This is a genomic window from Limnovirga soli (assembly GCF_013106755.1).
GTDB classification, from domain to species: Bacteria; Bacteroidota; Bacteroidia; order Chitinophagales; family Chitinophagaceae; genus Limnovirga; species Limnovirga soli.
Window position 1 is genome coordinate 93,373 of sequence record NZ_WHPF01000014.1, and the last position, 15,328, is coordinate 108,700.

Genomic DNA, 15,328 nt, shown 5'->3' on the forward strand with positions numbered 1-15,328 from the left:
GGTATTTCCTTGATAACCATTGGTGCATAATGGCATAAAAAAAGCTGCAAAAGCAGCTTTGGTATTTTTATTTTATCCAGTTAAACTCGTAAGGTATTGGCGCTTTTAAATTACGTTCGGCCACTTTTCTAAACCTGTCGGGTAATGCCATCAGGTAATCTCTGGCTTTTTCTGCAGCATCGTTAATACCGGTAATGTCTGCAATTTTCCAATCTACAATCAACGAATCCATAATGTCGGTATAATCAATAGTAGTATAAACGCCCAGCCTTTGTGCTGCATCGCTAAAATGAGTAAAAGCAGAACCAATTTTTTCGCCGCTTTGCCTTAAAAAATGGGCAGGCATTACAATTTTTTTACGCATCATATCTTCAAAAGCCAGCATCATTTCGCTGGGATCTATCTCAAATATTTTGCTAATGAAACTTTTGTATGCCTTGGCATGGCGCATTTCGTCTGAGGCAATAACGCCGCATATTTTAGACAATTGATTATTGCCATATTGTTTGGCCAGCGTAGCTGTTCGGCGGTGAGAAATATTGGTAGCCAACTCCTGAAAAGAGGTGTATACAAAGTTTCTGTATGGGTCCCTTGCAGCACCAATTTGCATACCATCGGCAATTAAGTATTGGGTACTTATTTCCATTTGGCGCATATTAATACGGCCGCTTAGGTATAGGTATTTGTTCAGTAAGTCTCCATGGCGGTTTTCCTCTGCTGTCCATAAACGCATCCAACGGCTCCAGCCTTCGGGTTTAAGTTTATCGATGCCTTCAATATCAGTAAGCCAGGTTTCGTAAGTGGGTAATGCTTCTTCGGTAATAACGTCTCCAACTAAAACAGCGAGATAATCGTAGGGAAGCTCACGGCATTGGGCCTGCAATTCTTTTATATCCTCGCTAAAATTCTCACTGGTACTCTCTGGCAACAAATCACTAGGCTGCCAGTTAATTTCAGGTGTTTTAAGAAACTCATTTACAATTCCTTCCATATCTTTTTCCAGGAACTGCATTACTTCAAGACGTACATTTTTTACATTCATAACTTAAACAGCAGGTGGGCAAATTGTGTCAAACACACCTATATTTTAGTGCGGCAAATGTAGGCGAATTAGCCCACGTTTACCCATTGAGCCCCAATTTCTTATGCTTTTATTTTGCTAACATTTGTTATTGTTTAAGCATTGAATGGTTATATAGGTTATTAATTCACCACAATTACCGGCAAAGACACTACAGAAGATACCAGCACCATTCATATAAAAAATCTAAAAATCCAGTATACAGATTAAGAATTGAATATTAAAAAGTAGTAATTTGTATGATAATCTAACTTTACCTTGAAAAGCAGATACCCTTATATTCTATTTTTTGTCCTGTTTTTTGTAACCCGCAATGTTTTTGCCCAACTACCTGTTGCTAGTGCCGTTGCAGTTAAAGGTCAAATAAACTTAAGCAGCTTTAATTTCACCGATTCGGTTACCCAATTAAACGGAGAATGGAAATTTTATTGGAATCAACTGCTTACCCCTGCATCCATCGAACATCAAAAAGGTGAATATGTCAATTTCCCTGAGCTATGGAACAATTTGCATACGAAACAACCTATTATTACCCCAGTAGGCTATGCCACCTATGCTACCAGGGTAATTTTGCCAAAAAATCACCCTGCACTGGCTCTTGATTTACAAGATGTCTACTCCTGTTATAAGTTATTTGTAAACGGTGTTGTATTTGCCAATGATGGTAACCCCGGCACCAGTAAAACTACCAATACACCTCATTGGAATAATATTGTAAAACCATTGCCAGAAAATACTGATACTCTAGATCTTGTTTTACAAATTGCCAATTTTAATCATTATAAAGGCGGGCCGGCAAATCCAATAAAAATTGGTAATGTACAGGAACTAATGGGTAATCAAACAAAATCAATATCGCTGGATTTTTTGCTTACCGGCTGCCTGTTTATGGGTGGTTTATTCTTTTTTGGGTTATTCCTGTATGGTAAGCACGATAAAGCAATATTATATTTTTCGCTTTTCTGTATGGTGTATAGTTATAGAATTGTGGGATCAGATCCATATTCCCTGCATGTTTTTTTACCCAATTTACCCTGGTGGTTTACCATTCATCTGGAATATTTGTCTTTATACTTTTCTGCGATTTTCTTTTTAAGTTATACCAGGCATTTATATCCTGAGGATACCAACAAAGCCATCATTCATATAATGGTTGCAATTGGATTTTTCTTTGTATTAACAACACTCATTTTTACACCTTATATATTTACCCAGTTCATCAATTATTTTTTAATACTTGTATTTATATATATGGCATATGCCCTTTATGTATATACTATTGCCGCAAAAAATAAGCGAACTGGCGCATTTGCCTCGCTTGCCAGTATTCTAATAATGATTAGTGTTTTTATTACAATCAACCTTCATTATTTTGATATTTTAGGTACTTATTCCTCAGCCATATTGCTGGGTTATATTACTTATTTCTTTTTACAATCGCTTATTCTCTCTTATCGCTTTGCGCATAGTTTAAAAATGGCTACCGTGCAGGCTGAGAAAGCGTTGCAGGCTAAATCCGAGTTTCTGTCTATCATGTCTCATGAAATTAGAACCCCTTTAAATGGCGTAATTGGCATGACGCATTTATTACTAAAAAAAGACCCGAGGGAAGATCAGAAAAAAGAACTGGAAGTAATGTTGTTCTCTGCCAAAAACCTATTGTCTATCGTTAACGATATTCTTGACTATAATAAAATTGAAGCCGGTAAAATAAAATTCGAGGCAATACCCAGCAACCTTAACATGATCGCAGAAAATATAGTTAGGGGCTTTAATGTTTTTGCGCTTGACCAGGGAGTAGACCTGCAATTAAAAAAAGATCCCAAACTGGATGTTACTATCATACTTGATCCTACCCGCATAACACAGATTATCTCTAATCTGGTGCATAATGCCATTAAATTTACCGAACAAGGAAGCGTTACTGTAGCGCTGGAAGTAAAAGAAAAAACAAATGAAACCATAACTATCACCATCAGCGTAACAGATACGGGTATTGGTATTTCGCCAGAAAAACAAGCTGCTATTTTTGAACAATTTACACAGGCCGATTCTACAACAACAAGGGTTTTTGGGGGTACCGGACTTGGTTTATCTATTTGCAAAAATCTGGTAGAAATGCAGGGTAGCAAACTCGAATTAAAAAGTATACCTGGCCAGGGCTCTAGTTTTTATTTTACCCAAACCTATTTAACCGATGCGCCTATTTTAGATGAAAAAACCGAGCTTAATATAAAAGAACTGGTAAACAAAACCCCGCTAACCGGCTACCACATGCTATTGGTAGAAGACAATGAATTTAATGTAATGGTAGCACTTAATTTTTTAGAAAACTGGGGAGCAACTGTTGATGTGGCCGAAAATGGGCAGCTGGCTTTAGACATGTTTAATCCCCAGCAACATAAAATGATTTTGATGGATTTACATATGCCGGTACTGGATGGGTATCAGGCCACCATTAAAATAAGATCATCTGGCAGCAAGGTCCCCATTATTGCCTTAACGGCCAGTAGCCAGGGCGACGATAATACCAAAATCAGAGATTGTGGAGCCAACGATATTGTATTAAAACCATTTGAGCCCGAAGATTTACTGGAAGCCATTCTTAAACACCAATAACAAAACAGTTTTATTATTTATGAGCCTGGCAGTTGCACTGCTATGAAGCCCGGTTGCGTCGCACAATTGTACTGTAGTAATGCTGCCCAGCAGAAAATACCAATAACCTTTCCCAAATATTATTTTTATATACTATCTTAGTCTGCCAGCCGGTGCCCAATTATTTGCCAAGCGCACAAGAGTGCGACGCAAGTAAAGTTGCTGCTTAATCTGTAGCCGGGTACCAAAATTTATTTATGTTTTTTATAGGAATAAGCAGCATTGCCGGCTGTAAAGTTGCCCATTTAAATAATTGTTTTACCTGCCATATTTTAACTGCCTTTATTTCTAACGATTTTATTAAACAGTATGTTTTTTAATTAAACCATATCTTGGCTTTATTAAAAAATTATAAAAAATTGCATTATTAATGCAAAAAATGTAATTTTAAAGCGTTTTTATACAGTATTTGTAATTTAATGCAATAATAATGGACGAACTGGATTTCCTTATTTTACGTGAATTACAGCAGGATGGCGGCATGTCGTTAACCATAATTGCTAAAAATCTGGATGTTTCTATTGGTACCATACGTAACCGTATGGCCAAATTATTGGAAGATAATACAGTACAAATTATTGGCAGAATAGACCCCAATAAAGTGGGGTTTCATGCCTACGCAAGAATTTTTATTTCAGTAAAACCTGCCAAGCTTATACAGGAAGCTGCAGAAAAATTATCCCTATTCCCCGAAGTAAGTTTTTTAGCCATGATTTCTGGCAAATACGATCTGGAATTGAATGTACAGTGCCGTGATAATAACCACCTGATTGAATTAATGGAGCGCATTCATCCATTGGAAGGGGTATTTGAAACAGAAACCAATATGTATCTCAAAGTATTTAAAATAGCCCAACCCGATCTTGACCTGGTAAAAGATCTGTGGGTGAAATAATTGTTTTAGTAAGTAACAAACATAAAACCAACGCTTATGAATGGTAAGAAATTACTGATGGCATTTGTACTGTTTTTGTTTACGGCTACGGCTATGCATAGCCATGCCCAAACCGCAGAAATAACTGTAAAAGGGAAAATAACGGGTAAGGATGGTTTGCCATTGCCCGGTGTAAGTATTGTGGTAAAAGGCAAATCAAAAGCAGCTGCCTTATCCGATGCTGATGGAACATTTTCACTAAAAACTAAAGAAGCTTCTGGTGTATTAGTTTTTTCTACCGTTGGGTACAGCATCAAAGAACTGGCATTTAACGGCGCCGCTGCCAACTTAAGTGTACAGCTCGAAGAATCAGTAAGTGTATTGAATGATGTGGTGTTAACCGGCTATATTAAACAAAAGAAAAGCGATATTACCGGGGCCATTTCATCTGTCCGTAATAAGGATTTTAAAGACCAGCCGGTAGTAAATATTGCTCAAAGTATACAAGGTAAGGTAGCAGGTATCCTGGTTACCACCCCTTCGGGTACGCCAGGGGCAGGCTTGCTGGTAAGTGTACGTGGTTCCAGTAATCCCTTATATGTAGTTGATGGCGTGCCGATGATAAGTGAAAGTAATTCATCATTAGCCACTTCTTATAATACCGATGGTGAAGTAGTAGGGCAGGGGCAGAACATTAGCTCAATTGCCGATATAAACCCGGATGATATTGAATCCTTAGAAGTATTAAAAGATGCTTCTTCAGCTTCTATTTATGGGGCTCGTGCTGCAAATGGTGTGGTACTAATTACCACCAAGCGGGGTAAATCGGGTAAAACAGATTTTAGCTTTAATAGTTATACAGGCGTGCAAAATGTGGCAAGGGTAATTCCCTTTTTAAGCAGTGCTGATTTTGTTGCACTTACAGAAGATGCCCGTGCCCAGGACTATACATTATACCAGCAGGATCCATCTTTATTTGGCGATGATTTTGATTCCCGTATTCTTACCAACCCACTGCCATCCTCATGGAATACGGGTGTAAACACCAATTGGCTAAACGAAATTTTTCATACAGCACCAATAAGCAATATTCAATTATCTGCCCGTGGTGGTAATGATAAAACCAGGTTTTTCATTGCCGGCAATTATTTTGATCAGCAAGGAACTGTAATAGAAAACTCTTATAAAAGAGGCTCATTTAGAATAAATCTCGATAATAAAGTAAGTGAGCGGGTTTCTATTGGCGCCAGCGCCAGCTTTACCTATTCCCGTAATCACAGAAGCTTTAATGATAATGCCTATACAGGTATTGTTACCAATGCCATTGGCGCATCTCCATTAGAACCGGTGTATAACGAGGATGGCAGCTTTAGCGATTACACAGAATACCAGGCTAGCTGGTTAAGTGATAATCCGGTAAAGTCGGCCAAAAAAATAACTGCCTACACTTCCAGCTACCGTTTTATAGGAACCGTATTTGCTGATGTAGATGTGGTAAACAATCTTAAATTCAGAAGCTCCTTTAGTACCGATTATTCCAATATTAATGATGATCAATTTTTTGACCCTTCTACCACAGATGGTGTGGCAGTTGGAGGTAAAGCTATTAAAGGGTTGTTCCGCAATACTACATGGATTAACGAGAATACATTAACCTATCAAAATACATTTAAAGAGAAAAACAGTCTTACCGTACTGGGTGGTTTTAGTGTGCAGTCTTCCAAAATAAATGCTTCCTCTATCCGTGGGCAGGGTTTTCCTGCTGGTAGCGGGTTACAGAATATTTCCAGTGCCTCTTCTATAACGGCTGCCAGTGATATAAACACGGGTTGGGGATTGGTTTCATTTCTTGCCCGTGCCAATTATAGTTATGATTCTAAATACCTGCTTTCTGCCAGTGCCCGTTATGATGGTTCCTCCCGTTTTAATCCTTCCGGCCGCTGGGGTGTATTCCCGGCTGTTTCTGCAGGTTGGGTATTAACCAGAGAAGCATTTCTCGATCATTCCAAATGGCTAACCAATCTTAAAATAAGGGCCAGTTATGGTTTAACCGGCGATCAGGAAATTGGTAATTTTCAATACCTCAGCTATTGGTCACCCGGCCGTTATGATGGTTATGCGGGTTTACGTCCGCGAAATCTGGGTAATAACGATCTTACCTGGCAACGCAATAAAATGTTTAATATAGGTGCCGATTTTGAAATTGCTAAAGGTAAATTCAGTGGGTCGGTAGAGTATTTTAAAGGTAACAGAACCAAATTGCTGGCCAATGCTGTATTACCCGCCACATCAGGGTTCTCCTCACTTACCATCAATTCAGGTAATGTAGAAAACAGCGGTGTTGAGTTTTCATTAAATGCCTATGTAATTAAGAAAAAAGACTTTAACTGGAATGCCTCCTTCAATATCAGCTTTATTAAAAACCGTATCAAATCCCTGTATTCAGATAATGAACTCATAAATGCCTATACCGATTTATTCCCAACCCATATTTTAAAAGTAGGAGAAGCAGTAGGTTCTTTCTGGGGTATTCAATACGATGGGGTAGACCCTCAAACCGGCGACCCTATCTATAACGACCTGAATAAAGATGGTGTAATAGATGATGCCGATAGCCGCGTTTTAGGCAAAGCAACGCCAGATTTTTTTGGCGGACTTACCAACGATTTCCGTTACAAAAACTGGGATATGTCTATTGCCACACAGTTTAGTGTAGGTAGCAAAGTGTATAACCTTATCCGCGCCACATACCAAACACTGGGCTGGAGCGATCAGGGTTGGGACGAAAATGGAGACCTGTATCAGGTATATGCCAACAATGCAGCTATTGTAAACAACCGCTGGAAAAATCCGGGAGATAAAACCGATATTCCAAGGGCTTCACTCATTTTCCAGAATTACCTGCAAAACTCATCACAGTTTATTGAAGACGCCTCTTTTTTCCGTATCAGAACGGTAAATCTGGGTTACAATATCAGGCCAAAAAGCCGTAAGGTATTCTCTTCGTTAAGGGTGTATGCACAGGTGCAAAACCTTTTTGTGTTAACCAATTATTATGGGTTCGACCCCGAAGTAAGCTCCAATGGTGGCGATGCTGAACAAACTGCCGGTGTAGATTATGCAGCTTATCCGCAGGCACGCACTATCACATTTGGGGTAAACTTAAATTTTTAAAACAATAATTGGCCCGGCAATAGTTAGGCTATAAAGCTTCCTTGCGTCGCACACTTGTACGTTCGTCTGGTAGGGCAGCAAAAAAGAAACACAAACAAATTACAACACTACAAATAATATATTATGATAGCAGTTCAAAATACTAAATACCTCATCCGTAAATGGAGTCTGCTGCTGCTTATTCTAAGCAGCCTTGCACAAACTTCCTGCAAAAAAATACTCGATGTGGTATCTCCCAACGAGGTGGATGATAACACTGTTTTTACTTCTGTGGATGGATTACGTAATGCACGTATAGGCATGTACAGCAGCCTGCAGGATAGAAATTATTACGGGGGCTATTATCAGTTGGTGGCAGAAAGTTATACCGATAATGGTTCAACCGGCGGTTACGATTTAATTGATTTAAACGATCTGGCCGGAAGAACTGTTAGCCCAACCAATATATATATTCAGCAAAATTATAATGCTATTTACAGCACCATTTATGTTGCCAATAAAGTAATCAATAATATAGATATTGTGCCCAATCTTTCATCAGAAGAACACGATAACACATTGGCAGAAGCCTTATTTATCCGCTCACTTGCCAATTTTGATTTGCTTCGTTTCTGGGGCGAGCATTGGGATAAATCCTCGGCCTATGGTATTTCTATTGTAACCAATACCGATGCGCCAGCGCAATCTGTGGCTCGCAGTACCGTAGAACAATCCTATCAGCAAATTTTTACTGATTTGTTAAAGGCAAAATCTTTGTTTAACTCCTATCAGGGTAATCAATATGCCTCTTTGGCAGCTACCAATGCATTACTGGCCAGGGTATACCTGTATCATGGCGATATGCAGCAAGCTGCAGATTATGCTACAGAAGTAATAAACGATAATAATTATGCCTTATTTGATGCAGCCGATTTTCAAAAAATATATACCAATAAGCTTACAGAAGAAAGTGTGTTTGAATTAAAATTCGATCCGCAAAATACCAGCTTTTTTAATGGGGCTACCTATTTAAGAGATGATGCCCTACGTTCTGATGTTACCTTTTTAGCCAATGCAGATTTGAATACGTTCTTTGAAAGCCGTCCCGATGATCAACGTAGCGCTCTGGTTGATTTTATAAACAACGATGTTAGTATTGAACCCGATGGCCGTTCCCAAAAGTACCGTGGCGAAACAGCAAAGGATAATTCGGCATACATTATCCGCCTGGCTGAAATGTACCTGATACGTGCAGAAGCATTGGGTAGCGTTGATGGCCTTGCCGATCTAAATACAATAAGAGAAGCAAGAGGTATGACAGAATTAACCAACGAAGATGTTGCCGGCGAAGGTGCTTTTATTACCGCTGTATTAGATGAACGCAGGGCTGAATTAAATTTTGAAGGCCACCGCTTATTTGATCTGGTACGTTTAGGTAAGGTAGACGAATACCTGGGCGAAGGTGTAAACCCCATCATGCCAATACCGCAACGCGAAATAAGTGCTACTAATTCGTTGGTAACGCAAAATCCGGGATATTAAATACGACGCACTTGTATTAGGTCTTTGCTGCCATGCAACCGGAACCTTGAACCGAGCGTGGCAAGCGCAGATGCCCAAATAACTAAATGCTGGCTTCATAAAAATTGATGATACCGTAACGATTGCAAATAGCTGAAAAAGCACAAAACCCATAGAATGATACCCGTTTTTAAATCCATATTTCCATTCACCGGAGAGCAGATTGCAGAATATACTGTAATGTCTGCCTCCGAAGTGGATGATTGTTTAACATTGTCATCAAAAGCGTTTGCGCATTGGCGCCGTACCAGCTTTGAGTGTCGTGCCGGTTTGATGCAAACAGTTGCAGATATATTGCTTAAAAAGAGTGATGATTTTGCCCGTTTAATTACCTATGAAATGGGTAAAACTTTTAAAGAGGCAAAAGGCGAGGTAGAGAAATGTGCTGGTGCCTGTCGCTATTTTGCAGAAAATGCTGCCATGTTTTTACAGCCAGTTAATATGCTTTCTGATGCAGCCAATAGTTATGTACGATACGATCCCATAGGTGCTGTGCTCGCAATCATGCCCTGGAATTTTCCTTTTTGGCAGGTGTTTCGTTTTGCAGCGCCCTATTTAATGGCAGGCAATGTGGCATTATTAAAACATGCGCCAAATGTGTGTGGTGTTGCACTGGCCATTCAGGATATTTTTATTGAAGCTGGTTTTCCAAAGGGAGTTTTTCAAACACTGATAGTGGATGTAGATATTATTCCAAACATTATAGATCATGATATTGTACAGGGCATTACTTTAACTGGTAGTGAATTTGCAGGCTCGCAGGTTGGTGCATTGGCGGGTAAAGCCATTAAAAAATCAGTATTAGAACTGGGTGGCAGCGATCCGCTGATTATTCTGGAAGATGCCGATATGGAAAAAGCAGCACAAGTAGCAACTTTATCAAGAATGCAGAATGCCGGACAAAGTTGTATAGCTGCCAAACGTTTTATTACCGTTGGCAAAGCCAAAGATGCTTTTTTACATCAGTTACAATTACAAATAGCTGCATTAAAACAAGGCAATCCTTTTGATGAAAATATCACTACCGGACCAATGGCAAGAATTGACCTGGCAGAGAAAATTGAAAGTCAGTTAAAAGGCTCGATAGCAAATGGGGCTATACTAATTTCGGGTGGCGAACGTAATGGTTGTAATGTTAATCCCGCTTTGTTAACTCATGTACATAAAGGCATGCCCGCTTATGATGAGGAAGCTTTTGGTCCAATGGCCTGTATTGTGGAATCAAAAGATGAAGCAGATGCTATTGCTATTGCCAATGATTCCCGATATGGTTTGGGCGCTTCTATCTGGACGGCAGATATTGCCAAAGCGGAACATATGGCCGGAGAAATAAATGCAGGTGGCGTGTTTATCAACGCCATGGTAAAATCCGATGCAAGGTATCCTTTTGGAGGCATAAAAAAATCCGGTTATGGACGAGAGCTTTCTTCTTTTGGTATAAAAGAATTTATGAACCTGAAAACTGTTTATATCAGTTAGGATGTTGGCAGGGCCAAGCTTTATAGACAAATTGAATTTATTATAAAATACTTGCTATATGGAACAAATTGCAGCACTAATTTCTAAGAAAGACGAATTATATCAACGCAGAAAAGCGGTTGTGCCAAACGGATTGGGCATTTTTAATCCATCCTCGGTACAATATGCACATGGTGCCATTATGATTGATGCAGATGGAAAAGAGTTAATTGATTTTGCTGGAGGTATAGGTGTATTAAACGCGGGGCATTGTCCGCCACCGGTGGTTGAAGCCATACAAAAACAGGCGGAGAAACTCATACACAGCAGTTTTAATGTGGCTATTTATGAAGAATACCTAGCACTGGCAGAAAAGCTGGTAGAAATACTGCCTCATGGTGATGCTACCAAAGTGATGTTCTTAAACAGTGGTGCAGAAGCCGTAGAGAATGCAGTTAAAATTGCACGTCAGGCAACAAAAAGACAGGCGGTGATTGCATTTAGCGGTGGCTTTCATGGCCGTACCATGATGGGAATGACACTTACCTCTAAAGTAAATTATAAAGCAGGCTGCGGCCCTTTTGCCCCTGAAGTATACCGCATAGATTTTCCGGTATACCGTAAAGCCGTGCAAACCATTTCTGAAGAAGCATTTGCGGAACAGGAAATACGCAGGCTAAAAGATTTTTTTAAAACCAATGTACGTGCCGAGGATGTTGCCGCCATCATTATAGAAATTGTACAGGGCGAAGGTGGTTTTTTTGTGGCCCCAAAATCGTACATCCAACAACTCAGGCGCCTTTGCGATGAAACTGGCATCCTGCTGATTTTTGATGAAGTACAAAGTGGCTTTGGTCGCACCGGCAAATGGGCGGCCTATGAACATTATAATGTAATACCCGATATTTCAACCTGGGCTAAGTCCATGGGTAGCGGGGTGCCAATTGCAGCTGTAATGGGTAAGGCACACATAATGGATGCAGCAGCGCCAAGTACCATTGGAGGTACTTATGCAGGCAATCCTATTTGTTGTGCTGCTTCGCTGGCCACTATCCAATATATGCAGCAGATTAATATTAATGAACTGGGTACAAAAGTGGGCAATATTGTTAGGGCCCGTTTCGAAAAATGGCAAAATCAGTTTCCGCAAATCATAGGTGAAGTGCGTGGATTGGGCGCCATGCTTGCATTTGAGCTGGTTAAAAACGGCGACTACCTGCAACCCGATGCTGCACTTACCACTAAAATTATGAATACCTGTGCCGAAAGAGGTTTAGTAATAATTAGTGCCGGTGTTAATGGCAATGTTATAAGAATTTTAAGTCCGTTGGTAATTGAGGAAACTCTGTTAAACAAAGGCCTGGATATTTTGGAATCTGTAATTGAAGAACTGGCTTAATTGTATTGGCCAGGCAAAGAAATAATACCCGGCTTTACTTGCGTCGCACACTTGTACTGTAAAACCATAGTCAGCCAAAACAGCCTTGGGTTAAATTAAAACATGACAAAGATTTAGGTAATCTATAAAAATGTAAACCATGATTCTGAACTATATAAATGGCGTTTATGTAACGGCGCAATCCGGACTAACAGAACCGCTGATTAGCCCCGCAACAGAAGAGCAAATTGATACCTTAACATGGGGTAATACAGTCGATTGTATTAACGCCATAGAAGCAGCAGAAGCCGCTTTTAAAGGATGGAGTAAAACCAATGTGTACCAGCGTTCTGCCATCATTAAAAAAGCGGCTGATATTATGCGTGCCAATATAGATCAATATGCCCATGATACGGTGCTTGAAAGTGGTAAGCCCATGGCCGAAGCCCGAGGAGAATGGGCCGTGGCTGCCAATTTATTTGAATGGTATGCCGAGGAAGCCAAACGGGCTTATGGGCAAACCATCCCCACCGCACGTAACGATAAACGCTCCCTGACCATTTGGCAAGCAATGGGTGTTGTAGGTGTTATAACAGCCTGGAATTTTCCTGCCTATAATCCGGCAAGGGCATGGGCTGCAGCATTGGCTGCGGGTTGTACCCTGGTTACCAAGGGCTCTGAGTTTACGCCACGCACCACCAATAACCTGGTAAAAGCTTTGGCAGAAGCAGGTCTGCCTGCCGGTGTAATAAACAACCTTAACGGTGATGCTGCAGCAATAGGGGCCGAATTTTTATCCAACCCCATTGTTAAAAAAATAAGCTTTACAGGTAGTACCCGGGTAGGCAAATTATTAATGGATGGCGCCTCGCAAACCAATACCAAACTTTCCTTGGAACTGGGTGGTAATGCGCCGGTAATTATAACGCCTGATGTACATATTGAAGCACTGGCCAAATCATCAGTAATTGCAAAACTGCGCAATGCCGGACAGGTTTGTATTGCCCCGCAACGCTATTTTGTGCATGCTGCTGTTTACGACCAGTTTGTAAAAATTGCAAGTGAAACCATTCGCAATATAAAAGTGGGTTTTGGCTGGGATGCTGACAGTAATATGGGTCCATTAATTAATCAGCGCCAGCAACAGCAGGTATTGCAAATTATTGCAGATGCAAAAAATGCCGGTGCTACAGCTGCTGAGGGAACAATACCAAATAATAAAGGCTGGTTTGTACCACCTACCATGTTAACAGATATCGATGCGCAATCAGCAGCCGTAAATAAGGAAATATTTGGGCCTGTTATGCCTGTAATTAAATGGGAATCGAAGAACGAAGTGGTGGAATGGGCCAATAGTACGCCCTATGGGTTGTCATCTTATGTTTGGACGAATAATATAAACGATGCATTCTTTTTTGCAGAAGCACTTGAATTTGGAATGGTAGGTATTAACGAATGGGCACCACATGGTACCGAAGCCCCGTTTGGCGGGTGGAAGCAAAGTGGTATTGGACATGAAAGTGGCAGCGAAGGTTTATATGAATACATGGAGAAGAAGCTGATAAGTTTTGGATCTTTATAAGTGGTATGGCTGTTTTGCTGCATAGTATTGTTGCCGCACAAGAGTGCGACGCAAGTAAAGCCAAATAGCCTTGCCATGATGGGCTACAAAAAATTGATTGTGCAATAATTATGTTCACCAACAAACCAATTTAGAATTACATGGATTACGGCGCCCTTGCTTTGATACCGCCCCTGGTAGTAATTGTACTTGCCATTGTTATGCGTACCTCTTTCGAGCCCTTGCTGATTGGGTGTTTGGTGGGGTTTGTAATAATTGCAACGCATAATCAAACCAATTTTTTTACTGATTTTGTTGAATCTACCATGCGTGTAATTGGAGATTCCTCTTCCGGTGGCTCAGTTTGGGTAATTCTTGTTTGCGGTCTGTATGGTTCGCTGATTGGTTTAATGGTGCGAAGCGGTGGTACATTAAAATTTGGCGATTGGGCACTGCAAAGAATCCGCTCGAAAAAAGGAGCTTTAATGGGTGCCTGGTTATTGGGTTTGGTTATTTTTTTAGACGATTATTTAAGTGCATTGGCTGTTGGCCTTTCTATGCGCAAAATTACTGATGCCTATAAAGTACCCAGAGAAACACTGGCCTATATTGTAAACACCACTGCACCCCCATGGAGTGTAATTGCACCTATTTCTACCTGGACAATTTTTATTGGGTCAATACTCGAAACAACGCATGTAGCCGCTACTGGTCAGGGACTAGCCACTTATTGGAAAATGATTCCTTTTGTAGCCTATGGTTATATAAGTGTGTTGCTAATACCATTGTTTATTTATGGCGTTTTTCCCTGGTTTGGTAAAATGAAAAAAGCCAACGAACGCGCCGAAACCACCGGTAATTTATTTGGCAGCAGTTTAACCATGTCGGGTGTATTGGATATTACCTTATTAAACCCAAAGAAAGAATCAAAAGTTATCTATTTTATTCTACCCATGGCCGTTGCACTGGCCGCCACCATTTGGTTTGATATAGATGCCTTAAAAGGCGTAATGATTGCTGTTGCTTTTACCTTTATTTATTACCTGATTATTAAACTGGGCACATTTCACCAGTTAAGCGAAACGGTTTTTAGCGGTTTTAACAGTATGGTATATGCCCTGGCTATTTTAATGATGAGTTATGTGTTGAAAGATGTAAATGATAAAATGGGCTTAACGCAATATGTGTTAAATGCAGTATCGCCCTATGTTAGTAAACAATGGTTGCCTTTTGCCGTGTTTTTCTCCTTGTCAACAATTTCTGTAACTACCGGATCTTCCTGGGGTTTATATGCAGTGGCAATACCCATTGTAGTGCCGTTGGCGCAGCATCTGGGGGGTAATGTGTTGGTTTGTTGCGGGGCCGTGGTAAGTGCCGGTGTATTTGGTGCCAATGCCTGTTTATATGGCGATGCTACCGTTTTAACATCGCAAAGCACAGAGAATAGTAATTTAGATAATGGATTGGCTCAATTGCCCTATGCTTTTCTGGCTTTTGCACTAAGCTGTATTGCCTATATTATTTTTGGCTATACTGTTTATTAAAGTAAAAAGGTCAGTATTAGCCGGACTAAATAACATAATT

Annotated in this window: 9 protein-coding genes; 8 read left to right on the plus strand and 1 reads right to left on the minus strand. The window is 40.2% G+C overall.

From position 1 onward, the window contains the following. Positions 1-67: 67 nt before the first annotated feature. The gene (locus GD597_RS17855) at positions 68-1,042 is read right to left on the minus strand and encodes an acyl-ACP desaturase (protein ID WP_171609268.1); all 975 of its coding nucleotides are present in this window, start codon (positions 1,040-1,042) and stop codon (positions 68-70) included. 297 nt (positions 1,043-1,339) lie between these two features. On the opposite strand from GD597_RS17855, the gene GD597_RS17860 reads away from it, so the two are divergent. The 8 genes from GD597_RS17860 (at position 1,340) to GD597_RS17895 (ending at position 15,288) form a co-directional block, all read left to right on the plus strand. Then, positions 1,340-3,700, plus strand: coding sequence for an ATP-binding protein (locus GD597_RS17860; RefSeq protein WP_171609269.1), 2,361 nt, complete (start codon positions 1,340-1,342; stop codon positions 3,698-3,700). Positions 3,701-4,169: 469 nt separating this feature from the next. Further along, positions 4,170-4,634: an Lrp/AsnC family transcriptional regulator gene (locus tag GD597_RS17865; RefSeq protein WP_171609270.1), complete on the plus strand. Its 465-nt coding sequence runs from the start codon at positions 4,170-4,172 to the stop codon at positions 4,632-4,634. Between the two features lie 36 nt (positions 4,635-4,670). Further along, entirely contained in the window at positions 4,671-7,787 is a 3,117-nt protein-coding gene (locus GD597_RS17870; protein WP_171609271.1) for a SusC/RagA family TonB-linked outer membrane protein, read from the plus strand. 123 nt (positions 7,788-7,910) lie between these two features. Continuing rightward, positions 7,911-9,308, plus strand: coding sequence for a RagB/SusD family nutrient uptake outer membrane protein (locus GD597_RS17875; protein WP_171609272.1), 1,398 nt, complete (start codon positions 7,911-7,913; stop codon positions 9,306-9,308). Between the two features lie 156 nt (positions 9,309-9,464). Beyond that, complete coding sequence (locus tag GD597_RS17880) at positions 9,465-10,826, plus strand: NAD-dependent succinate-semialdehyde dehydrogenase (RefSeq protein WP_171609273.1); 1,362 nt, start codon at positions 9,465-9,467, stop codon at positions 10,824-10,826. A 58-nt stretch (positions 10,827-10,884) separates the two neighbouring features. Further along, entirely contained in the window at positions 10,885-12,204 is a 1,320-nt protein-coding gene (gene gabT / locus GD597_RS17885) for a 4-aminobutyrate--2-oxoglutarate transaminase (RefSeq protein WP_171609274.1), read from the plus strand. Between the two features lie 139 nt (positions 12,205-12,343). After that, complete coding sequence (locus GD597_RS17890) at positions 12,344-13,765, plus strand: NAD-dependent succinate-semialdehyde dehydrogenase (RefSeq protein WP_171609275.1); 1,422 nt, start codon at positions 12,344-12,346, stop codon at positions 13,763-13,765. 140 nt (positions 13,766-13,905) lie between these two features. Continuing rightward, a complete protein-coding gene (locus GD597_RS17895; protein ID WP_171609276.1) occupies positions 13,906-15,288 on the plus strand; it encodes a Na+/H+ antiporter NhaC family protein in 1,383 nt (460 codons plus the stop codon). Positions 15,289-15,328 lie beyond the last annotated feature (40 nt).